This is a genomic window from Vibrio owensii CAIM 1854 = LMG 25443, from assembly GCF_000817815.1.
Taxonomy (GTDB): domain Bacteria; phylum Pseudomonadota; class Gammaproteobacteria; order Enterobacterales; family Vibrionaceae; genus Vibrio; species Vibrio owensii.
Genome location: NZ_JPRD01000057.1, coordinates 24,356 through 47,145, shown reverse-complemented (window position 1 = coordinate 47,145; position 22,790 = coordinate 24,356). Strand labels below are relative to the sequence as shown.

General features: G+C 46.6%; 18 protein-coding genes. 14 read left to right on the top strand and 4 right to left on the bottom strand.

The features are described 5' to 3' along the window. Positions 1 to 6 precede the first annotated feature (6 nt). The gene (locus H735_RS25605) at positions 7 to 693 is read right to left on the bottom strand and encodes a Crp/Fnr family transcriptional regulator (RefSeq protein WP_020195650.1); all 687 of its coding nucleotides are present in this window, start codon (positions 691 to 693) and stop codon (positions 7 to 9) included. A gap of 212 nt (positions 694 to 905) precedes the next feature. Here H735_RS25605 and H735_RS25600 point away from each other — a divergent pair, with 212 nt between their 5' ends. After that, positions 906 to 1,712 carry a class I SAM-dependent methyltransferase gene (locus H735_RS25600; RefSeq protein WP_020195651.1) on the top strand — a complete coding sequence of 269 codons (807 nt, stop codon included), beginning with the start codon at positions 906 to 908 and terminating at the stop codon, positions 1,710 to 1,712. Between the two features lie 3 nt (positions 1,713 to 1,715). Further along, positions 1,716 to 2,039, top strand: coding sequence for a cupin domain-containing protein (locus H735_RS25595; protein ID WP_009698239.1), 324 nt, complete (start codon positions 1,716 to 1,718; stop codon positions 2,037 to 2,039). 80 nt (positions 2,040 to 2,119) lie between these two features. Here the strand turns inward: H735_RS25595 and H735_RS25590 are convergent, their stop codons facing one another. Both H735_RS25590 and H735_RS25585 read right to left on the bottom strand, forming a co-directional pair. Continuing rightward, positions 2,120 to 2,989 (bottom strand): nickel/cobalt transporter, encoded by an 870-nt coding sequence (locus H735_RS25590; protein WP_020195652.1) that lies wholly within the window; start codon positions 2,987 to 2,989, stop codon positions 2,120 to 2,122. Continuing rightward, positions 2,989 to 3,654, bottom strand: a complete 666-nt coding sequence (locus tag H735_RS25585) for a DUF1007 family protein (protein WP_080641577.1) — start codon at positions 3,652 to 3,654, stop codon at positions 2,989 to 2,991. Before H735_RS25585 ends, H735_RS25590 begins: the two co-directional genes overlap by 1 nt. Positions 3,655 to 3,960: 306 nt before the next feature. Between H735_RS25585 and H735_RS25580 the strand changes: the two genes are divergently transcribed. The 10 genes from H735_RS25580 to H735_RS25535 all read left to right on the top strand — a co-directional run bounded on the left by H735_RS25580 (position 3,961) and on the right by H735_RS25535 (position 16,904). Then, positions 3,961 to 5,265 (top strand): MATE family efflux transporter, encoded by a 1,305-nt coding sequence (locus H735_RS25580; protein WP_020195654.1) that lies wholly within the window; start codon positions 3,961 to 3,963, stop codon positions 5,263 to 5,265. 172 nt (positions 5,266 to 5,437) lie between these two features. Next, the gene (locus tag H735_RS25575; RefSeq protein WP_020195655.1) at positions 5,438 to 6,199 is read left to right on the top strand and encodes an ATP-binding cassette domain-containing protein; all 762 of its coding nucleotides are present in this window, start codon (positions 5,438 to 5,440) and stop codon (positions 6,197 to 6,199) included. Between the two features lie 20 nt (positions 6,200 to 6,219). Next, positions 6,220 to 7,068: an ABC transporter ATP-binding protein gene (locus H735_RS25570; protein ID WP_020195656.1), complete on the top strand. Its 849-nt coding sequence runs from the start codon at positions 6,220 to 6,222 to the stop codon at positions 7,066 to 7,068. Continuing rightward, complete coding sequence (locus tag H735_RS25565; RefSeq protein ID WP_020195657.1) at positions 7,058 to 8,572, top strand: ABC transporter substrate-binding protein; 1,515 nt, start codon at positions 7,058 to 7,060, stop codon at positions 8,570 to 8,572. The genes H735_RS25570 and H735_RS25565 overlap by 11 nt, the downstream gene beginning before the upstream one ends. A gap of 4 nt (positions 8,573 to 8,576) precedes the next feature. Next, positions 8,577 to 10,328, top strand: coding sequence for an ABC transporter permease subunit (locus tag H735_RS25560; RefSeq protein ID WP_042980595.1), 1,752 nt, complete (start codon positions 8,577 to 8,579; stop codon positions 10,326 to 10,328). Between the two features lie 164 nt (positions 10,329 to 10,492). Then, entirely contained in the window at positions 10,493 to 10,960 is a 468-nt protein-coding gene (locus H735_RS25555) for a hypothetical protein (RefSeq protein ID WP_020195659.1), read from the top strand. 192 nt (positions 10,961 to 11,152) lie between these two features. Then, complete coding sequence (locus tag H735_RS25550; RefSeq protein WP_020195660.1) at positions 11,153 to 12,790, top strand: methyl-accepting chemotaxis protein; 1,638 nt, start codon at positions 11,153 to 11,155, stop codon at positions 12,788 to 12,790. A gap of 196 nt (positions 12,791 to 12,986) precedes the next feature. Then, positions 12,987 to 13,925, top strand: coding sequence for a LysR family transcriptional regulator (locus H735_RS25545; protein WP_020195661.1), 939 nt, complete (start codon positions 12,987 to 12,989; stop codon positions 13,923 to 13,925). 145 nt (positions 13,926 to 14,070) lie between these two features. Continuing rightward, positions 14,071 to 15,990, top strand: coding sequence for a TonB-dependent receptor domain-containing protein (locus H735_RS25540; protein WP_020195662.1), 1,920 nt, complete (start codon positions 14,071 to 14,073; stop codon positions 15,988 to 15,990). A gap of 17 nt (positions 15,991 to 16,007) precedes the next feature. Continuing rightward, entirely contained in the window at positions 16,008 to 16,904 is an 897-nt protein-coding gene (locus tag H735_RS25535; RefSeq protein WP_027726650.1) for an alpha/beta hydrolase, read from the top strand. Positions 16,905 to 17,342: 438 nt separating this feature from the next. Here the strand turns inward: H735_RS25535 and H735_RS25525 are convergent, their stop codons facing one another. Beyond that, positions 17,343 to 17,969: a winged helix-turn-helix domain-containing protein gene (locus H735_RS25525; RefSeq protein WP_020195665.1), complete on the bottom strand. Its 627-nt coding sequence runs from the start codon at positions 17,967 to 17,969 to the stop codon at positions 17,343 to 17,345. Between the two features lie 498 nt (positions 17,970 to 18,467). Here H735_RS25525 and H735_RS25520 point away from each other — a divergent pair, with 498 nt between their 5' ends. Together H735_RS25520 and H735_RS25515 are read left to right on the top strand one after the other, a co-directional pair. After that, entirely contained in the window at positions 18,468 to 19,604 is a 1,137-nt protein-coding gene (locus H735_RS25520; RefSeq protein WP_020195666.1) for an efflux RND transporter periplasmic adaptor subunit, read from the top strand. A 2-nt stretch (positions 19,605 to 19,606) separates the two neighbouring features. Continuing rightward, entirely contained in the window at positions 19,607 to 22,768 is a 3,162-nt protein-coding gene (locus H735_RS25515; protein WP_009707045.1) for an efflux RND transporter permease subunit, read from the top strand. The last annotated feature ends 22 nt before the right edge of the window (positions 22,769 to 22,790 follow it).

Below are 22,790 nucleotides of genomic sequence, written 5' to 3'. Positions count from 1 at the left end.
GGGCGTTTAAGCTAAATCTTGCTGGAATATTTCTGGAGCTAACTCCACGGCTTCGCACATGGCGGGAATATCTAGCAGCGTGATATGACTGTCGCACTCAGTAATAAAACCATCGTTTTTCAGTTTTTTGAACGTTCTAGAAAGCGTTTCTGGCGTCATCCCTAGCTGTGTTGCAAGCAGCTTTTTTGTCACGGGTAACGTGATTTTCCCTTCACTTCTCGATTGAGCTCGATAGAAGTCAGCCAGCTTCATCACCAGTCTTTGGTTCGCGTTTACTTGCGTCAAAATGTTCACGGTATCCATCAGCTGGTGGATGCGGTTGGTCATGTAGTTCATGACTTTTAATGAAGTCTGCGGAGACTGAGTAAACACCGTTAACACATCTTGGTAGTGGAACACAGACAACTCCGTATCCTGATCGACACGGGCACTCATCGGATAGATTCTTGGAGACATAAACATCGCCATTTCCGCAATCATTTCTCCCGCCATAAACACCCGAAACAGCTTTTCGTCTCCGTTTGGCATCAAACGAAACAGCGAGACTTTTCCTCTCTCTACCAAATACATATTTTCCGCAGGTTCCCCACGTTCAAACAGTTGATGTCCTGCATCGCAATGCAAAGGCGAGCGTTTTGAAAAGAGTTGCGTTTTTTCTTCTTCGTTAAGTAGCGAAACAATAGAACCGGGCACGCTGTTTTCCTTAGCTTGATAATTATCAAGCAGCAAATTCGGACTTGGGGGATAAGATACAAATAATAATCATTATTGATTAATGTGCCAACTTATCCAACCTGAGAAAGGAGAACAGTTATGGACGGTATTAGTCACGTATTTCGATGGGTTGCCTTGTGCGGTCTGGTCGTTCTTTTTGTTCCCGTCGCCATCTTTGCTTAGGAGTCATTATGTCTAAACGATTAGCGATGCCCAATGAAGGGCGAGAAGTGACAAAAACACCGGGACACTGGGTACTCGCTCAACTGGGTAAGAAAGTGCTGCGTCCTGGTGGCAAAGAACTAACACAAAAAATGCTACAAGGGTTGGCGATTACGCGTGATGACCGCGTTGTCGAATTCGCGCCCGGTATGGGTTACACGGCACGTTTGTGCTTGGAAAAATCCCCTGCAAGCTACACCGCTATCGAACAAAATGAGCAGGCAGCGGAGATTGTTCGCTCTTACTTACAGGGTGCAAACCAACGTTGTCATGTCGGGAATGCACAAGAGACAGGGTTAGAGCCAGAATGCGCTTCAGTGGTTTATGGCGAAGCTATGCTGACGATGCAATCCGATGCGCGTAAAAACGAAATTATTGCTGAGGCTGCTCGAATCCTCGCGACTCATGGGCGTTACGGTATCCATGAATTATGCATTACGCCAGATACTATCGATGAAGATAAAAAGCGCGCGATTCAAAGAGAAGTTTCCGAGACTATTCAACACCCCGCCAAACCCATCACACCCGCAGAGTGGAAAGCTCTGATGGAAGAGAATGGTTTTGTCGTTGAATTTGAAGCCGTTGCTCCAATGCATTTACTCGAACCAAAACGTGTTATCGCCGATGAAGGCTTGAGTGGGTTCTTAAAAATCGTGAAAAACGTACTGACTAAACCGCAAGCAAGAAAGCGTGTGTTAGGCATGCGTAAGATTTTCCGCAAACACGAAAAAAAACTATCTGCGATAACGCTTGTCGCAAGAAAGAAGGAAAGCTAAATCATGTTTGAATACACTTTATATGAAGATCTCGCCAGCGAAGTGGATATCCCCAAAGCAGGTATCACAAGTTGTCCTGTGTACAAAAGTGAGCGTTTGCGAGGTGTTATCTTCGGGTTCGCCGAAGGTGAAGAAATGAGTGAACATACTGCAGCAGTACCAGCGATTGCACAAATACTCGAAGGAGAATGTACGTTCACATTAGAAGAAGAGGCGAAGGAACTAAAAGCTGGCGCTTGGCTACTAATGGACGCGCATTTGCCTCACAGCATTATCGCGAAAACGCCATTGAAGCTGATGCTGTATCTGTTGCGCGAGCCTAAGTAACACGCAGTATCGAGATACAAACCAATGTAAATTTAGCCCCAACCAAGTGTTGGGGCTTTTGCGTTTATTGTTGTCGGTACTTATCTGACGAAGTTCTGCAATCCTGCCACGCTGGCAAAGTTATAGAGAATAAAACCCGATGCCACCATAGTAACTGCCAAAACAAGGTTAAGCGTATCACTCAAGTTGGCATTAGGTTTGGCGCTGTGGTTTTTCATTTGGCGTTGAATCGTTAAAGCGTTGAACACCAATATCGAGTTGGTCATTGCTGTCCCTAAAGCCATCACGAATGTCGCGATCATGCCCCACATTAAGCTGCCTAACATGTTAGAGAGAAATAGAACCAGCACCGCGCCAGTACAAGGGCGAAAGCCAATAAGCAGCAGTGCTTTCCATGAAATATTGCCGTTAGAGTTTTCGGAATCATCATCTTCTTGAGAGGGTGTTTGCTTGATACGGCGTTTAACCACAGACGCAAACTCTTTCAACGCCAATAAGATAATAAACACCGCACAACCTTGCGTTAGCAGACGAACATTATCGGAAAGGCTGAAAGCAAACTGCTCGGCAATCTTGGCGGTAATCACGAAAAGAATGCACGCGCTCGCGGCTTGTAATGCGGCAATAATCGCGACCAATACAAGCGCTTGTCGACGACGGTAGCCATGAATCAGGCTCATTGACGTCACTGCTGTTTTGCCGTGTCCAGGCGCAACCGAATGCAGCAAACCATACAGAAAACTGAAGCCCAACAAGTACCAACCGTACAACAGTTGCCCTTGGCTGATGAGCATCAGGTATTCACTGAGCGAGTTTACCGTGTCACGTTGAAGCCGAATCAACTGCATCCAGTAAGCAGGGAAGTGATTCCAAATATGCAGAGTAATGGCTAATAGCATTACGCTAAACACAGCGAACAGAGCGCGTTTGAAGACTGGCGAGCTTCCCATTAGTTCTCCTTCGGCTCACAGGTGAAGAGGGCTTTTTGGGTAAATAGCTGACCGAGTTCGTTATCTGGATCTGCATCAACAGAGAGTGACATCGCGTAAGTCACTTGCTCTGGTGTTGGGTTTGGTTCAACCACGTCGATATGACAACGATCAGCGTAAGGCTCATTGATGGTGATGGCATGCTTGTGCTCCCAACTCATATCTACGAAGTAGCTCGGATCAAAGATAAGCAGACGCAGATCAGGCGTGTAGATACTGGTGGGTTTAGCGAGTTCAAGATTGAACTTCAATGTTGCTTTTGCGCCATTCATCTCGATAGACCCTTCTTCTACCATCTTGTAGCGAATCGGTTCATCGTCGGCATAAAAGTAGGTGAAGTAATGGCTTGATAGAAGGTTGTAAATCACCTGACTAGAGAGTGTCGAAAGTACTTCATCTCGATTTTCGTCGGTGAGTTTCTCTCCCGCGAGCATGTAAGCCGTGGTCATGGCGTCAAACTCCCAGTTCATTGAGAGCGATTGAATCTTATCTTCTTTGATATTGATTTTGGTTTCCATTCTCACCCAAGAATGAGGGTGGGCGTGGACAAAACAAGAAAACAGCAGCGAGAGAGCAGTAAGAGTTAGGCGTAATCTAGAAAGAGAAAACGATCCAAAAATGGACATCCGATTACCTATGTGTGAAGCAATATGAAAAGTGGAAATTGTTATAACATAACATTGGTGGCATTTGAACATTGTTCATTACTGTTAGTGTGGTTATTTATCGACGATTTATCCGTTTACCTGTTGAGATGCATAGGGTGGCAATAAAGCCGATGGGTTAACTATTTATTGATTTTCGTTCTCATTCTTTTTCCCATTTTGTGGTTAACTTGAGCCCATTAAACAAATAGAATGCAGTTCGGTGGCAAGATGACTTAAACCGACTCTTCACGCGTTCTGCACTTTTCTAACCAACTTTTTCAAATCATGAATCTGACTCATAAAGACTATTTTAAAATCGCATTTCCTTTCATCGTTTCTACTGTTACCCAGCCATTATTGGGGGCGGTGGACACCGCGGTGATCGGTAAACTTGGTGTGGCTGAGATGATTGGTGGTGTGGCGATCGGCACCGTCATCATGAATACTTTGTATTGGCTGTTTGGCTTTTTCCGCGTCAGCACTACCGGGCAAAGTGCAATCGCATTAGGTAAAAATAGCCCAGAAGATCAAGCGAGTAGCTTATTCCGTCCTTTCGTGCTTTCGCTCTGCCTTGGCTTGATTTTTATTGCGTTGCAGTCCGTGATTTGGATGGGGGCAGAGCTGATTATCTCCCCTGATGCTATCGTGGCCGAAAACGCTAAGATTTACTTCGATATCATGATCTTTGGTGCGCCGTTTGTACTGCTGAACTACACCGTGATTGGTTGGTTGATGGGGCAGGCGAAAGCCAAAGAAACCTTGTTCACGCAAGTGTTTGGTAACGTGCTGAACATCGTGCTGGATATCGTATTTGTGTTGTACTTCGATATGGGGATTGCTGGTGTTGCGGTGGCGACACTTATCGCGCAAATCTCGACGTTTGTTATCGGTGCAGTGCTGGTGTTGAAAACCTGTCGCTTCCCGCTGTTTGATTACATTCAGACCGCAAAAATGACGCGTAAAGATCTCAAAGTTATCGCGTCTTCCAATATGGATCTGCTGCTTCGTACTGTGTGTCTACTGGTGTTCTTCAACATGATGGCGCGTGTAGGCTCTCAACTAGGTTCTGATGTGCTCGCGGCGAACGCAATCTTGATGCAAGTGACCTTCATCGTCAGCTATATGTTCGATGGTGTGGCGAATGCGTCGAGCGTCTTCGCAGGTAAAGCAGTAGGGCAGAAGAATCCGACATTGCTTGATAACGTGATTAAGCTAAACACGCAATGGACCGCGGCGTTTGTCGTTGTATTGACCTTGTTGTTGGTGCTGTTCAAACACCAATTAGTGACGTTGTTTACCACTTTGCCAAACCTTGTTGAGCTGTATCTAGACATGAGCCCTTGGTTATTGGCATTCCCGTTGGTTGCTGGTTTTGGTCTGACGTTTTACGGCATCTTTACTGGCACAGGGACGACGCGACCAGTACGTAACTCTACCTTCCTAACCATGGTGTTGTTCTTAGTGACTCAATTTATTGCGGTGCAATATTGGGGCAATCACGGTTTATGGCTGGCATTCACTTTGTTCTACGTTGGGCGCTTTGTCTTCTTGTTCCCGTACCTCGATCAAGTCAAACAAAAGTGTCAGTAATTCACGCTTTTACAAACTCGGTTATTTAGATGCGCTACCACAAGGGCTGAGTCATCTGCCCTTGCTGATAAAAGCGTGAAAAAGGTGATGAAATAACCCCTCTGAGTTGTTTTCTTGCTCAGGCCTGCGTGATACTATTGTTATGTTATATTGTTACATTTAGTTTGATGTCGTGATTTCTCAACCAATACTCTCCGTTAATAATCTCAGCCTTACAGACTCAGAACGCACACTCTTCAAAGACATTTCTTTTGAGCTGTTTCAAGGTGAAGTTCTTGCCATTATGGGACCTTCCGGCATTGGTAAATCCATGTTGTCGAAAGCCGTCGCAGGTTTTTTGCCGTCTGATATTTGGGTCGACGGAAGTATCCAGCTTAACAGCAGTGAAGTCGCACAAACTGCCATGCTGCAACGTAGTCAACCGCAGCGTCCCGCGGTCATTTTCCAAGATGCACTTAAAGCGCTGAATCCATTGGCCTCTGTCGAGCAACAACTGTGTTTGGCATTGACGGGCAACAAAACACGCTTGTCTTCAGCGCACCGAGAAACGGTGACGACCTTGTTGTCTCAACTCGGATTTGCGGATCCAAAAGCAGCATTAGCGCAGCATCCAAGCCAGTTATCTGGTGGTCAGCGCCAGCGTATTTGTATTGCGATTGCGTTGCTTGGTAGTGCCAACTTGATCATCGCTGATGAGCCCACCAGTGCGCTCGATCCAATCACCGAAGCGGAGATCCTCGAGTTGTTTCGCAGCAGTGTTCAACAACGCAACATCAGTGGTTTGTTGATCACGCACGATCTCTCTGCGGCTTTGGCGTGTGACAAAGTCTTGGTGATTGCGGACAACACCATGGTGGCTTATGGCGCACCATGGCAAGCCATTCAGCAAAGTTCGCATCCTTTCTGCCAACAACTTGCGCAACTGCTGCCTTAACCTCATCTCTGGAGCCTATTTTGACTAAGCACAACTTGAGCGGGCACACGCAGCCTAAATCGGCGGAAGTTCGCTTTGAGCAAGCCAGTGTTCACTATTACTCCAAACCAAGTTGGTTGGGGGGCAAACCGTTTAAAGCGCTCGAACAATTGGATCTTGCTATCGACACAAAGAACATTGCGATTGTTGGTCCTTCTGGTGCGGGTAAATCGACCTTGATTGAGCTTCTGTTCGGTCTTCGTAAGCCCACATCTGGTGAAGTGTATGTGTGTGGTTATCCGTTATCGCGTAGCTCGGCTAAGCAGCGACAAGAGTTGTGTCAGCACATTCAACTGATTCCGCAAGAGCCGCAATCGAGCTTGAATCCGTACTACACCGTTCGCCAGATCTTACTGGAGCCGCTAAGCAATATTGGCTTGACGCAAGAGCTCAATGAGAAGGTGGAAAAGGTCTTGGCGGATGTCGGTTTGGATTTCACATTGCAGGATCGTAACCCGCAGCAGTTATCGGTTGGGCAAGCGCAACGTGTGGCTATCGCCAGAGCTTTAATTGTTGAGCCTTGCGTGTTGGTTGCCGATGAGCCAACCAGCAGCCTAGATCCCGTCAGTCGTAAACAGATTCTCGACTTGTTGGCAGGCATTCAAAAGAGTCGTCAGATGCGCCTGATTTTGGTGACACACGACCTCGATGCGGCACAAACCCTATGCGATGAAATCCTAGTGTTAGACAAAGGACGCGTTGTCGAGCACGGTACAGCACAGAACGTGACAAATAACCCATCACACTTGATCACGAGAGCCTTGATGAGCGCTCAACACAAAAGTAATGAATTCACAAAAACCATTGGAGAGGTTTCTTATGCACCTTAGTACTCCCAAGTTAGCTTTGTCGCTGGCTTTAAGCGCATTGCTGACGGGTTGTTTTGACTCTGGCGAAAGCAAGCCAGAAGCGGAAAAAGCAGCTGCACCGCAAGCAACGGAAATTCGCGTTGCCATGATGCAGCCACCACGCACAGGTTTGTCACCACTTTCAGATGACGCGTTCAAACTGTCACGTTGGAGCACTGCAGAAACGCTAGTGAACCTAAACGATCAGTCGGTAGCAGAGCCTATGCTGGCAACGGAATGGGAACAAGTTGAACCGATGACGTGGCAATTTACGGTACGTAAGGGCGTGAAATTCCATGATGGTTCTGACCTTGATGCCAACGCGGTTGTGAACTCTCTACAAAAAGCATTAGATGCCGCACCAAAGCCACGCATTTTGGATGGTATCGAATGGCAAGTTCGCGCATTGGACGACTTCACTGTTGAAATCAAAACGACCTTTAACGATCCATTGTTGCCAAGCCGTCTATCTAGCCCACAGCTAGCGATCCTTTCTGGTGCTGCATACCAAGAAAACGGTCGTGTTGTGCCAATCAATGCGGGTACGGGTCCATTTGTTCTGACAGAAATCAACGGGACAACCAGCGCAAAACTGAAGCGTTTTGACGGTTACTGGGGTGAAAAAGCAAAAGTAGACAGTATCTTTGCTGAATACGTACCAAACGGTTTTGCTCGTGCTGCAGCGCTGCGTACCGGTGAGGCGGATGTAGTTGAAGCGGTTCCTGTATCGCAAATCGCGATGATGGAATCTTCACAGCTGCACGAAGTCGCAATGCCACGTACCAACACGCTTTACCTAAACAACAAATCAGATGTGTTTAGCCAGTTCGGTTTGCGTAAAGCAGCAGCTCAAGCGGTTAACCGTGAGCAAATCATCAAAACGGTTTACGAGAACCACGCCGACTCAGCGAAAGGTTTGTTAGGTCCTGCATTGGCATGGGCTCAACCAATTCGTGACGCGAACCCTCGTATGGAAACCATGGAAATGCGCCACGCCAACGGTGAGAAGATCACCATCGGTACATTTACCGACCGTGCTGAGTTGCCAGAAGTAGCGGTGCTACTAAAGCAACAACTTGAAGCGGCTGGCTTTGTGGTTGAGCTAGACGTTCGTGAATACGCACAAATCGAAAACGATGCACTAGCAGGTAAGTTCGATGCGTTCTTGTTGTCACGTGCAACAGTGTTGGATTCTGGTGACCCAGTGGCGTACATGCAAAGTGACTTTAGCTGTAAAGGTTCTTACAACCTAGGTCAGTTCTGCTCTGAAGAAGTGGACGCAGCACTGAAACACGCTGATCGTCAGCCTTTGGGTGAGAAACGCCAACAAGCGATCATCGAAGCAGAAAGCAAAATCCTTGAGCAATACGCTGTGATTCCACTGCTTCACGAGCGTGTAATCCAAGGTGAGAGTGACCGCGTGAAGAATGCACAACGTGACCCACGTGAGCGTCGCCTGATCGACCAGTTTACTGAGGTGAACTAACTCGATGTCGTCTGCTGCCAACATGCGCTCTCGTTGGAGCGCTTGTATGCCTGAATGGTTTACGCGTTTTTTGTCGCGCTTCCTGTCTCTCGGGGTAGTGGTTGTGCTGGTGGGTTTGATGCCGGATATTGCAGGTATCGATCCAAGCCAATCAATCCTGCGTGCCCGTGCGGGTGCTCAACAATTGCTGACGGCGGAAGCTCTGCAAGCAATTCGAGAAGATCTTCAACTTGACCGCAGCGCTGCTGAGCGACTGTGGGATTGGTTGACGCTTGCCATGCAAGGTGACTTAGGTGTCTCTTGGGTGAGTGGCGCATCCGTGATGGAGAGCGTTCAACAAACCGCAAAAACGTCGCTATTACTGATGCTTACAGCGCTAGGCATGGCATTTGTAATGTGCATGGCGAGCGTACTTTACACTGTGCGTCGTTGGCAACAGAATCGTTTAGACAAGCATCATGACACGCTCAGTTCGGTGTTGGTTTCATTGCCTGAATACGTGATTGCTTCGTTGCTGATCATGGTGTTTTCCATCTGGTTGGGTTGGTTCCCGCCTTATGGTTGGCAAGGTGTGCAAAACCTCTGGCTACCCAGCTTGGCAATGGCATTGCCTGCTGCTGGCTTGTTCGGGCGCTTGCTCAATGACAGCCTCAAGCGTGTACTAGATGAGCCTTGGGTGATCACTTGGCTATCGGCGAACGTCAGTAAGTTTCAAATCTTACGCTTTGCCTTATGGCGTGCCGTTAGTAACTTGATTCCTCAAATCGCAATGACGGTGATTGGTTTAACCGGCGGCGCGGTTGCTGTGGAACAAGTGTTTTCCATTCCGGGTATCGGACGACTAATCTTAGGCGCTGCGAAGTCACAAGATCTGCCGATGCTGCAAGGTGGTTTGTTAGTGTTGCTGGTGTTCTCGATGTTGATCAGCAGTGCGAGCATCTTATTGCAACGCTGGTTACTCGGGCACAGTGTCACAAGTGGCAAGCTGATCAGCAGTCACAGCACGTTCCGTTTTACCCAAAGCACCACCAAACGCATCGTCAGTGCCACAATCTTTGCCTTGCTGATTGGTTGTGCTGGATGGGCGTTAATGCGCGATCCTTACACTATCCAATTTACTCGCCTTGAATCGCCAAGCTTAGCAGCACCGTTTGGTGCCGATGCGGTTGGACGAGATCTGCTTGCTCGTGTTGGCGGCGGTATGATGTCGACAATCAAAATGGGCATCATCGCCACCTTCCTAAGTTTGGTGATTGGTTTGCTGCTCGGCTTTGTGACTCGTTATAGCCAAGGTTTAATTGAGATCACCAAAGGTGTGCCATACATTGTGGCGGGTCTGCTGATTGCTGGTCTAACGGGGATGAACCCAAATAGTGCCTTGATTGCGATTGTTATGGTGTCATGGGCACCATTAGCAGCGCACTGTGCGAGCTTGTTGATGGAAGCCAAAGCGCAGCCTTACACGCATCTTGCGCCCATTTGGGGAACCAGTCAGTGGCGAGTACTCCGTTACTACTTGTTACCTTATGTGCTGCCGCCATTGATTCGTCATGCGTTTCTGCGTTTGCCGTACATTACGCTCAGCCTGACGTCTCTGAGTTTTATCGGACTTGGCGTTAAGCCACCAGAACCTGAATGGGGCTTATTGATTGCAGAGAATCTGCCTTACATCGAGCGCTCACCATTAGGTGTCTTACTGCCAATCTCAGGCTTAGTTTTGATGGCAATTGCAATCAACTTGTTGTTCGACGATTAAACCGGACTCATGAACTTTCCTGCAGCCTCAATAGCGATATTGAGGCTGTTTTCTTTCTGTTTCATTATTCGCTATTGTGCGTCCCAAAAGCCACCCACACATTTGCGCTCTGGCGTGCCATTCTTAAGCTACCTCTCTCGGTTTTTATCTTGATAGGCAAGGGCATGAAGGAATACGCACCGCAGTACAGCAAACAAGAAAAGATCATCAGAGTCGCTACCACTGGTGCATTTTGTGTTCTAGTAGGCGTGCTGTTTAAGCTTGAGGGAGAGCCTCTACTGCAAGCAGTTGCCAAAGCGCCGGAATGTTATGAAGTGTTCGGTATGTCAGGTTTAGAACTTCTGGTTCACATACTGTTCTTTTGGGTGCCACTTTCCGTGTTTTTACTTACGGCGGTATTTATGTTGCCTCTCGGTGTACGTGGCTTAATCGAAGGTCAGTTCCCACCAAAAGGCGTCAAAGTATTCAGACCCACAGCGATTCAACGCGGCAAGCTCGGTACGTTCAAATCCCTTATTCATCTCTTGCTCCCCTTATTGTGCTTTGGCTTTGTCGTGTGGGGTAATGGTCAAATTGAACCCATGATGGAGATCTTCCAACCAAAACAAGGGGAAACAACTTGTATTGACTGAAGTTCTTGATGTGTCTTTGTGACCTTGGTCCGTTATAGATAAGCCAATAAATTCAATTATTTGTTGAATCTAAAATATTAGTCGTAAAGATAAAAATTATTATAATACGTTGCACTGTATATGAAATTACTTGTGCTGTCTCTTTGTTATAATTGGGCGCGATTTGAACAATATAACAAAAGGTATCTATTCATGTTCAGCAACCTCTCTATCAAGCAAAAGATAGTTCTCCCTCTATCTTTGATGATTGTATTACTGACTTTAAGCTCAGTATTGAATGTTCTCACGATGTGGAAACAAACCGAGCTTAGCGACACGCTTAACGAGCAGGTTACCCCAAGCCTTTTTACCATTGAAGATGCGTATCGCGACCTCTATCAAGCAACTTCAGCGATTCAAGGTTTAGCTCTGGCGCAGTCTCAATCGGAAATTGACCACCATCTATTTGAATACAAAGACAACGCATACAAAGCTCTGCCACGTATGAAGAAAGTCATGTCACTGTCCGATGCGGGGGTAATGCCTCACAGTCATGGTAGCGAGGTGCAGAAGCTAGTATCAACAGGTGAGAAATGGCTGCAAAGCTATGAAACCATGATCAGCAAGCCACAATCGCAGTGGGTAAGTTATTACGAGTCAAACAAAGCGGAATTTGAACACCAATTTGGTGCGGTACGTGAACAACTAAATGTGGTGAAAGATGCGATTGAAGCAAAACAAAAGACGCTAAAAACGGATATCGCAGCAGCGGCACTCCGTGCAGAACTTATTCTTGAAGCAGGCATCGCAATCGTAATTATTGCAGCGCTTGGTATGGTGGTATTACTGCTAAAAACTGTTGTGAAGCCAATCAACGACATCAAAGAAGCAATGGTGCAAATTGCGTCTGGAGAAGGGGATTTGAGCCAACGTATTAGCATCAACTCGCAAGATGAAATTGGTCAACTTGCCGGTGGCTTCAACCAGTTCGTGACTAAAATTCAAGCGACAGTGTCACAAGTCGTCGAAAGCGCAAACACATTGCGTCAGGAAATGAACAACCTGAATTCGTTGACCTCAACCATTGCAGATTCAACAGTTCACCAACAACGTGATAGCGAAGCTGTTGCCGCAGCAGTTCATGAAATGCAAGTGACCAGTCGCAACGTAAGCGACAGCGCAACAGAAGCCGCTTTGGCAAGCCAAACAGCGAACGAAGAGTTGTCGAATACCAATGTGATTTTGGAGCAAACAGTCGCAGCGATTCGTGATCTTGCGGGTGAGATTGAAAGTGCAAGCCAAGTCATCAACACACTAGATAATGACGTAAGCAACATTGCTTCAGTATTGGATGTTATCCGTGGCATTGCAGAACAGACCAACTTGTTAGCATTGAACGCGGCGATTGAAGCGGCACGTGCTGGTGAGCAAGGTCGTGGTTTTGCTGTTGTGGCAGATGAAGTTCGTTCCTTAGCCAGCCGTACTCAAAAGAGCACGGGCGAGATTCAATCGATGATTGAGAAGCTGCAAGCAGGCGCTGCTCAGGCGGTGGAAGTGATGCAGGGCAGTAAAACCAGCAGCGAAGACACCATTCAATCGGCAGGTTTGGCGACAGAATCTTTGGCTGAAATCCTTAACGCGATCGCACGTATGAACGAGATGAACACGCACATTGCGACAGCAGCAGGTCAACAAAGCTCAGTGAGTGATGAAGTGAACAGCAACGTTCAAGGTATCGCAGACAGCAGCACGTCGATTGTTGATGTGGTGAGCCAAGCGCAACAGTCACTGTCTATGCTGTCAAAACAGACGCAACAGTTAGACAAGCAAGTCAGTCAGTTCCGCGTTTAATCAAGTGGAAGATTAGGTAACTCAAAGCCCCTTTAGTTTGGGGCTTTTTTGTCTATAGGTGTTTGAACCCGCACCATTATGCGGGGGGCGGGAAGTCTCTATTCATCATTGAAACTGGTGAAAAGTTGTTACTCATGACAACATCGATCATATAATCTGGCTCTACAATTTCACTTTTCGTTGCCAGATTTCGCTTATGCAAATTCCTCAAATTGACGTAACGTCTCTCTACATTCTTAAATACCTTCTCGAAGAAAAGCACGTATCGAATACTGCTTTGCTGCTCAATACGAGTCAGTCTTCAGTAAGTCGAGCACTGCAAAAGATGCGAGTGTTTTTTGATGATGAGTTATTGGTACGTACGAGCTTTGGCTATGAACTTACCCCAAAAGCAGAAGCGATAAAGTTAGACATATCTGCGTTGATTATTAGTCTTGAAAAGTTATCGCATAAGAATTCATTCGAACCAGAGAAGGTGGAAGGCACCGTTCGATTCTATGGTTTGCAGCCGCAGATCAACACTATGATGCCCAAGCTTGTTGCTGCCATTCGTGAGCGAGCACCAAATCTTGTGGTCAGTATCGACACAACGCCGAAACGCCATTTTGAGGAACTGGTGTCTGGCGATGTGCATTTCTCGCTTTCTTCCCACGAGCCGCCGACATCAGAACAAAATATTTATCGTAAGGTCGTGGCTAAACGAGACTTTCGTTTATTAATGAGTAGAAACCATCCACTTGCCAATGAAGCCTTAACGGCAGAGAAGTTGCGTGATTACCATTTTGGTCAAATCTCTCTACAAGGAGAGAAAACGTTGTCATTTGAGCACAAGTTCATTGAGTTAGGCTTAGCAGATAAAAAGCAGCGTTTGTCGGCGCCAGTACAACTTACTAACTTCACATCAGCGCCGAGTATTGCGGCGGAGACGGACATTATCTTTCATTTACCGACGCCATTCGCCGAAGCGGCTTGTCAGGATGAACGCCTAATAACACGTGAAGTGCCAGAACCACTACGTTTGGATTTCTCACAAGTGTATTTGTATTGGCATAAGCGTTTTCATGATGACCCAATGTGTATTTGGATCCGTGAGTTATTCAACGAGTTGTTCGAAGATAACGAAATGCATGCATAAATGCTTGATTGGGTATTGTGAATCAACGTTGCAGATCCTGCATAGTAAGATTCGATGTCGTGCATACTGTATTGATTGAAAGCATAGGGTAATGAGAGTTTAATTGATAACAATTATCAGTTGTAAATAAAATTAGTTATCAAACATGCTCAAGAATATCCCATTTAATTGTCGCACTGCGGTAAACGTTACCGCAGGTATTTCAGCGGCACTCCCTCTTGTTTCTTTTGCTGATTCTCAAATAACTGAAGATCACACCATTATGGAAACCATGGTGGTGACGGCTTCTGGGTATGAGCAATCTACGTTGGAAGCTCCTGCGTCGATTAGTGTGATTGACCGCGCGCAAATCGAAAACCGTTCTTATAAAGATCTAACCGATGCTCTGAAAGACATACCGGGTGTTGTTATCACTGGTGGCGGTTCTCGCCAAGAGATCTCCTTGCGTGGCATGCCTTCAGATTACACCGCAATTCTCGTTGACGGACGTAAGCAATCTGGTCGTGAAACGCAGGTTAGTAGCGGGGGAGGCTTTGAGCAGGATTGGTTACCACCGCTAAATTCGATTGAGCGTATTGAGGTAGTGCGTGGTCCAATGTCGACTTTGTATGGCTCAGATGCCATCGGTGGTGTGATCAACATTATTACACGCAAAGATTTTCCAGAATGGACAGGTAGTCTCCGCGCGGAAGCAACGCTACAAGAAAACAGTAAGTCAGGCAATTTCTATCAAGGCGAAATGTACCTCGCAGGTCCTTTGATTGATGGCTTGGTGAGCACTGCGATTTCAGGGATGTATCAAGAGCGTATTGAAGACGAAATACTTTATGCAAACGGCGGTAAAACGCTTGAGAACTATCGTGCGTCTGTTTATTTCACTCCAACGGAAGAAGATACATTCACCCTTGATTACACTCATCACGATCAAGAGCGAGTGAACACGCAAGGGAAGTCACGGACTAAGACCTCTGCGACCAACAATAACCGTCAATCGGTTGGTATTGCACATGATGCTAACTATGAATCTGTAGCTGGTTCTTCATACATCAGCACTGAAACGGTTGAAAATGTAGGGCGTGGTTTAGAAGTGCAAAACATCAATGCCAATACTCAATGGTCCAAGGCATTTGGTATGCATTACATTTCAATCGGTGCTGCATTTGAAAGTGAAGAACTGGATAACGGTGATTTTGTTTTCAAGAACTCGCAATGGTCGGTATTTGCCGAAGATGAATGGTACCTGACAGACAACTTTGCGCTCACATTGGGTCTACGATACGACGACAACGAGCAGTTTAACTCACACTTTAGTCCGCGTGTGTACGGTGTTTGGACTCTTAATCCAGAATGGACAATGAAAGGTGGTGTTTCAACGGGGTATCGCGCACCAAGTTTGACGGAAATGGAGGAAGATTGGGTGCAAGAAAGCTGTAACGGTAAATGTGAAGTTTATGGCAATGCAGACTTGAAACCTGAATCTTCCGTCAACACTGAGTTAGGCATGTATTACTCCGGAGTGAATGATTTGAACTCCAGTTTGACTGTGTTTTACAACGATTTTAAAGACAAGATCGACACGATTAACCTCGATCCAAGCTGTACTGGACGTGCATGCGATGCAACGTATGTAAATATTGAAGATGCTATCACGTATGGTGCGGAAGGCTCGATTAACAAAGGAGTGACTGAAACGATCAATGTCGGTGCCACTTACACTTATACCTATAGTGAGAAAAAGTCAGGTGAAGATAAAGGTCAGCCGTTAACACAAGCTCCAGAGCATTTGGTTGCGCTGAACGCAGATTGGGCGATTCGTGACAATATTAACTCGTGGGTTCGTGTGTCTTATCGCAGCGAAGAATCCGACCCAATTACTGTGGATTCAAGAAATGCCTCTGCTCCGTCAATTACTTATGTTGACTTTGGTGGTAACTGGCAAATCAATCGCCAATTTAAACTGATGGCAGGTATCTACAACCTATTCGATGCGGAAACAACATACGATGAATATGGCTATGTTGAAGATGGTCGTCGATACTGGGTTGCTGCAGAAGCATCGTTCTAATGGTGGACTTAAAATCAATGAAGAAAATCATGACTTTGCTTAGTGCAATTTCACTCAGCATATTGACGGTAAATGTACAGGCAAACACCTTAGAAAGTGCTGTCGTTGACAAGGATATTGTGTTTAAAACCGTTAAAGGTCGAGAGATTAAGCTCGATCTCTACAAACCGAAAGTGCACAGTGAGCAACCTTATCCACTTTTGGTTTGGGTTCATGGTGGTGCTTGGAAGCGCGGGAGTAAGGATGCGATACCTACTAAGAACCCACGGTTATTGCAATCAGTCATCGAGAAAGGTTATGCGCTTGCTTCAGTCGATTACCGTTTGAGCGGCGAGGCTATATTTCCGGCGCCAGTACAAGACATCGATGATGCTATTAACTTCCTTCATGATCATGCGAAGCAATACCATATTGCGGCAGATAACGTAGTGATGATGGGGCGCTCTGCGGGTGGACACTTAGCGGGCTTGATTGGAACTACGAATGCGCACGGCGACATCTCATTTTATGTGAAGCCCAAATATCAGGTGAAAGCGGTTGTGAGTTTTTTTGGTCCCACTGATTTGTTAGCGCTAGGCAGTAAGGGGGGAAAGAGTGCGAGTAAGAAATCATCGGTGTCTCGCTTTTTAGGTGACACGCCAAGTGCCATTCCTGAAATCGCCAAGCAGGCATCATCAACGACCTATGTTAACGACAAAACGCCGCCGTTTATCCAGTTACATGGAACGATAGATAAGCGTGTTCCTTTGTCACAAAGCGAACTACTCAAAGCTAAATTGGATGAGAATAACATTGAGAACCAGTTGTGGATTGAAGAAGGAGTGGGGCATAGTGCGCCGACATTTGATTCTCAGAAGTATGTTCCGCACGTGATGGCGTTTCTTAATAAACACTTTCCCGTTATTTCGAAATAAAAGAAAACCGAGCTGAAATTATTCAGCTCGGTTTTTATGCTCTAACAGCGATTGCAATCTTCTCAGTATAAGCAGCGGAATGTCATATTTTTTAAGGTTCGTTTTGCCTTACCAAAGAAAACCAGACTGCACTGATCATCCAGATAGAAAACACGATTGTGGCGTATGGTCACCGGCTCTTCATAGCCCAATACGATGTACTCGTTTCCCTTAGACTTTGAATATTCGTACTTATAATCCATTGCCTGAAACTTTGTTTCCGCGGCATCAATAGCAGAGTAATGAAGACGGCTCTCAAGGTAGTCCTTATAGAGTAGAGTATAGGTCGTCCACCTGTATTGCATTGCTTCTACTTTGCCAAACAGTTGTACTTTTGACTGGTGTGCCGTGAGCAAGAGAATGCCGTTGAACACGACCAACGCTATCAATACTTTGATTTTATGGGCATTGAAGTAAAAGCTGATCTTTGTGATAAATGCATTCATGGTTGTTAATTGTCACTATCGTTTTTCCGTCATCGGAACGTTTTATTTCTGGGTAAGCTTTGGCTTTTAGTACCTGTTCAAAGTCGTGCTTGTAATAAAGAGCATTCCCGGTTTCCCAAAGGTTAAAGAGGGTGACTAACAGCATTACTATAAAAAGCGCTTTCCATAGTTTTTCGTTTTGCTTGCCGACGGGTTTGAGATCGCACTCTTCTGGCTTGGTAATTGGCTGTGAAACTGGCTCTTCTGGAGCAAATTCAAAACTGAGGGAATAACCAACCCCAGGGGTATTAACCAGAATAGTTTTGTCGTTGTCTTCAAGTGTTCGTCGAGTGCGATTAATCAGTTGAGGCAAACTCTCTTGTGAGATGTGCTCATACCCCCAAACCTGCTGAATAATCTCTTTATTACTAATCGTGTTTGGATACGCATCAACAAGGCAATTTAATAACGCTTTTTGCTTATTAGTTAGCTTAACCGTCTCTTGTTCTTCTGCTTTGCCATTCAAAGGAGATGGCTGTAAATAGTGAGTCGTCCTGTCCCAAAGGTAATTCCCTAATACTAAAGAGCTATTGTTACTCATAACCAACGTGTTTCGTATGTTAGGGTGTGTAGGGGGAGCGAATTATAGGGATATAAAAAAGGAAATCAATGGTTATATTTGAAAGATAATTACACAAAGCGAAGCGTAAATGTTCAGCTTATGATTTAATGTTAATCAGTTGTAAATGAAATTTAATGCCACTTTGTTATCATTTCAGTTTATGCTCTGCTTATATTAATTTCTCTCCAATATGATTTTTCGTTGACTTTCTTTGTCACGAATTCTCTGGTTTTGTCTACTCTTTTCTCCTGTTTTTCTTAAGAAAAATCCAATTTCAATTGCTCACAGAAAATTTATTTTTCCAATAGAAAAGCGCTCAAATTGAGAGATCAATAACAGCTTTAGAACAAACATTTTTGTCTATCGTAAAGAGCGGTAAATTTTGTTGTATGTACAACATTGAGTAATTATCATCCCGACTAATATTTGCTGACTTTTTATTGAGTCACGTTTTTTAGTTAGGAAGAGAGAATTTTCATGACACGTAGAACCACGCTATCGCTCTTGATTGCGTCGAGCCTATTATTGGTCGGGTGTGAACAGAGCCAAGAAGGACAAGCGCAAGGTGGTCCAGCGCCGACACCAGAAGTGACGGTATTGACGGTAGAACCTGTTCGCCAAGCGCTAACAGTAGAACTGCCAGGCCGCAGCCGAGCGTTTAAAGAAGCAGAAGTTCGCCCACAGGTAACGGGTATTATTTCTGAGCGTAATTTTGAAGAGGGTGGTGTGGTTGAGAAAGGTCAATCGCTTTACCAGATCGACGATTCTACGTTCCAAGCAGACCTATTAAGCGCAGAAGCTGAACTGATCCGTGCTCAAGCATCTGAAGAGTCAACGTACTCAACGGTTCGCCGTTACCGTGCGTTGATCACCAAGAAATCGATCAGCCAACAAGATCTCGATGAAGCAGAAGCGGCTTACAAAGAAGCGAAAGCGCAAGTGTTGGTAGCGAAAGCGAGAATCAACACGGCGAAGATCAATCTGTCTTACGCACAAGTGAAAGCGCCAATCAGCGGTGTGATCAGCAAGTCTAACGTAACGGCGGGTGCGCTGGTAACGGCAAACCAAGCGGCGACGTTAACGACTATCCAACAGCTAGACCCAATCAATGTTGATATCGTGCAATCTTCTGCTCAGTTACTCCGTTTGAAAGCAGCGATGTCACAAGGTCACTTGCAAAAAGACGAATCCGCTCAAGTGACGCTAACGCTTGAAGATGGTTCGACTTACGCGCACAAAGGCACCATGAAGTTTACCGAAGTGAACGTAGACGAAAGCACGGGCAGCGTAACGCTACGTGCAGAATTCGCGAACCCAGATGGCTTATTGCTACCAGGCATGTTCGTGCGCGCAACGGTAACGGTAGGTGTGGACCCTGTGGCGATTCTTATCCCACAAAACACAGTCACGCGTGACGCAACAGGCAAAGCTTCAGTCATGACTGTGGGTGCGGACAACAAAGTGTCTATCACTCCAGTGACGACTGCTGAGTCTATTGGTAACCAATGGCGCATCACAGAAGGCTTGAAAGTGGGTGATAAAGTCATCACAACTGGTCTGCAGATGGTGCAACCGGGTAACCCAGTGACCATTCAATCAGGTGAGCAGGCATAATCATGGCACGATTCTTTATCGATCGTCCGGTATTTGCTTGGGTACTTGCGATTCTGACCATGTTGGCGGGCGTAATGTCCCTGTTCAACTTGCCGGTTTCTCAATACCCGACGATTTCACCGACCACGATCTCAATCAATGCCCGTTACCCTGGTGCTTCTGCGAAAACCGTAGAAGACTCAGTGACTCAGGTTATCGAGCAAAACATGACGGGTCTGGACTACCTACGCTACCTAAACTCAAGCAGCGATGCGTTTGGTAACGCGACCATTACGCTGACGTTTGATAGCGAAGCGGATCCAGATATCGCGCAAGTTCAGGTGCAGAACAAACTGCAATTGGCGATGACATCACTTCCGATGGAAGTACAAAGCCAAGGTATCATCGTAAACAAATCCAACACTTCATTCTTGATGGTTGTGGCGGTTTACTCTGAAGACCCTGAATTCACAGAAAACGACATCGGTGACTTTGTTGTTACCAATATTCAAGACCCGATCAGCCGTGTAACGGGTGTAGGTCAAGTGCAAGCGTTTGGTTCTCAATACGCAATGCGCGTTTGGCTAGACCCATTCAAACTGACTCAGTTCAACCTAACGGCAATCGACGTTGCGAACGCGATTCGTGAGCAGAACGCACAGGTTTCTTCTGGTCAGTTAGGCGCAGCGCCTGCTCAGTCTGGTCAGTTGCTTAACGCGACGATTTCTTCAGCAAGCCGTCTAACCAGTGTGGCTGAATTCAGAAACATCATTCTGAAATCAGAAGCGAACGGTTCGAATGTTTACCTGAAAGACGTCGCGCGTGTTGAGCGCGGTGCAGAAAGCTACGACATCAAAGGTCAGTACAACGGCTTCCCAGCGGCAGGTCTGGGTATCTCTCTCGGTACTGGAGCGAACGCGCTAGAAACCGCAGAAGCAGTAAAAGAACGCCTTGGTCAGCTAAGTGCGACTTTCCCAGATGGCTTGAAGATCGCTTACCCGTTTGAGACAACGCCATTCGTTGATGCGTCGATTAAAGAAGTAATCAAGACACTGCTTGAAGCGATCGTGTTGGTATTCTTGATCATGTACCTGTTCTTGCAGAACTTCCGTGCGACGATCATCCCAACGATTGCAGTTCCGGTGGTATTGCTGGGTACGTTTGCGATCCTTTACGCGACAGGCTTTAGTGTTAACACCTTAACCATGTTTGCGATGGTTCTGGCCATCGGCTTGCTGGTGGACGATGCGATCGTAGTAGTTGAGAACGTGGAACGTGTAATGCACGAAGACGGTCTCGATCCAAAAGAAGCGACGAAGAAGTCAATGGGGCAGATCACTGGCGCGCTAGTGGGTGTTGGTCTGACGCTGTCTGCGGTATTCGTACCGATGGCGTTCATGTCTGGCTCAACCGGTGTTATCTATCGTCAGTTCTCTATCACCATCGTAGCGGCGATGACGCTCTCGGTATTGGTGGCGATCATTCTTACTCCGGCACTTTGTGCGAGTTTACTGAAGAAAGGCGATGCAGAATTTTCGGATAAGAAAGGCTTCTTTGGCTGGTTCAACCGTAAGTTTGATGCAGCAACAGCGGGTTACGAAGCGGGCGTAGCGAAAATGCTAAAACGCACCGGTCGTATGCTGTTGGTATTCGCGGCAATGAGTGCCGGCGCAGGTTGGTTGTTCATGAACCTACCGACGTCTTTCCTACCGGATGAAGACCAAGGTACTGTGTTCTCAATGGCAATCTTGCCACCGAACTCGACTCAAGAGCAGACCGAAAAGACATTAGAAAAAGTCCGTAACTACTTCCTAGAAGAAGAGAAGGACAACGTCGCGTCAGTGTTCTCGGTTGCGGGCTTCAGCTTCGCGGGTCAAGGTCAGAACATGGGTATGGCGTTTATCGGTCTGAAAGATTGGTCAGAACGTGAAGCTCCAGGTTCGGATGCGGCTTCGCTGACAGGTCGTGCGATGGGTTACTTCTCAACGATTAAAGAAGCAATGGTGTTTGCGTTTGCGCCACCGGCGATTCAAGAGTTGGGTAACGCGACTGGTTTCGACTTCTATCTACAAGACTCAACCGGTAACGGTCATGAAGCGCTTGTGGCGGCTCAATACCAAATCCTAGGTATGGCAGCACAAAACCCGAAACTGGTGGGTGTGCGTCCAAATGGTCAGGCAGATGCGCCGATGTACCAAGTGCATATCGACCACGTGAAATTGCGTGCGCTTGATGTGAGCATTAACGATGTAAACCAAATCCTAGCTTCGGCATGGGGTGGTGCGTACATCAACGATTACATCGATCGCGGACGTGTGAAGAAAGTAATGGTGCAGAGTGACGCAGAACACCGCATGCAGCCCAAAGATTTCGACTCATGGTACGTGCGTAACTCACAAGGTGAAATGGTACCATTCTCGGCATTTGCAACAGGTGAGTGGACTTACGGTTCTCCGCTACTGCAACGCTTTAACGGTCTACCTGCTATGAACATCCAAGGTGGTGCGGCTCCGGGCGTAAGTACTGGTGAAGCGATGGCAGAAATCGAAGCCATGGTAGAAAAACTACCTCCTGGCTTTACGGTGAACTGGAACGGTATCTCTTACGAGGAACGTCTGTCTGGTAACCAAGCTCCAATGCTTTATGCACTGTCGATTCTGGTTGTCTTCCTTGTACTAGCAGCACTTTATGAGAGTTGGTCAGTACCATTCGCGGTTGTACTTGTTGTGCCTCTAGGTGTGTTAGGTGCGGTACTTGCGGTTATGACTCGCGGTATGGATAACGACGTATTCTTCCAAGTTAGCTTGTTGACCACCGTTGGTCTGGCAACGAAGAACGCGATCCTTATCGTGGAGTTTGCGAAAGAATACTACGAGAAAGGCGCGGGCTTGATTGAAGCAACGCTGCACGCGGTACGTGTTCGTCTTCGTCCTATCATCATGACTTCGCTTGCGTTTGGTCTTGGTGTAGTGCCGCTAGCGATCAGTGCGGGCGTAGGCTCTGCGGGTCAGAACGCGGTAGGTACGGGCGTACTTGGTGGTATGGTAAGTGCGACCTTGCTTGGTATCTTTTTCGTGCCTGTGTTCTTCGTTGTGGTTGAGCGTTTGTTCGACCGCCGCGCAAGAAAAGAAGCACAAAAAGAGCAAGTGGAATCTACTTCACAACCAACGGCAAGCCAAGAGTAAGACTTAGCGCTAAAGACTAAGT

What these genes read in the sequence shown, in the direction of transcription:
- H735_RS25525 (WP_020195665.1), bottom strand. Translation starts at nt 17,969, where the DNA reads ATGAGTAACAATAGCTCTTTAGTATTAGGGAATTACCTTTGGGACAGG.
- H735_RS25520 (WP_020195666.1), top strand. Translation starts at nt 18,468, where the DNA reads ATGACACGTAGAACCACGCTATCGCTCTTGATTGCGTCGAGCCTATTA.
- H735_RS25515 (WP_009707045.1), top strand. Translation starts at nt 19,607, where the DNA reads ATGGCACGATTCTTTATCGATCGTCCGGTATTTGCTTGGGTACTTGCG.
- H735_RS25600 (WP_020195651.1), top strand. Translation starts at nt 906, where the DNA reads ATGTCTAAACGATTAGCGATGCCCAATGAAGGGCGAGAAGTGACAAAA.
- H735_RS25585 (WP_080641577.1), bottom strand. Translation starts at nt 3,654, where the DNA reads ATGTCCATTTTTGGATCGTTTTCTCTTTCTAGATTACGCCTAACTCTT.
- H735_RS25595 (WP_009698239.1), top strand. Translation starts at nt 1,716, where the DNA reads ATGTTTGAATACACTTTATATGAAGATCTCGCCAGCGAAGTGGATATC.
- H735_RS25535 (WP_027726650.1), top strand. Translation starts at nt 16,008, where the DNA reads ATGAAGAAAATCATGACTTTGCTTAGTGCAATTTCACTCAGCATATTG.
- H735_RS25560 (WP_042980595.1), top strand. Translation starts at nt 8,577, where the DNA reads ATGTCGTCTGCTGCCAACATGCGCTCTCGTTGGAGCGCTTGTATGCCT.
- H735_RS25550 (WP_020195660.1), top strand. Translation starts at nt 11,153, where the DNA reads ATGTTCAGCAACCTCTCTATCAAGCAAAAGATAGTTCTCCCTCTATCT.
- H735_RS25540 (WP_020195662.1), top strand. Translation starts at nt 14,071, where the DNA reads ATGCTCAAGAATATCCCATTTAATTGTCGCACTGCGGTAAACGTTACC.
- H735_RS25580 (WP_020195654.1), top strand. Translation starts at nt 3,961, where the DNA reads ATGAATCTGACTCATAAAGACTATTTTAAAATCGCATTTCCTTTCATC.
- H735_RS25555 (WP_020195659.1), top strand. Translation starts at nt 10,493, where the DNA reads ATGAAGGAATACGCACCGCAGTACAGCAAACAAGAAAAGATCATCAGA.
- H735_RS25590 (WP_020195652.1), bottom strand. Translation starts at nt 2,989, where the DNA reads ATGGGAAGCTCGCCAGTCTTCAAACGCGCTCTGTTCGCTGTGTTTAGC.
- H735_RS25565 (WP_020195657.1), top strand. Translation starts at nt 7,058, where the DNA reads ATGCACCTTAGTACTCCCAAGTTAGCTTTGTCGCTGGCTTTAAGCGCA.
- H735_RS25545 (WP_020195661.1), top strand. Translation starts at nt 12,987, where the DNA reads ATGCAAATTCCTCAAATTGACGTAACGTCTCTCTACATTCTTAAATAC.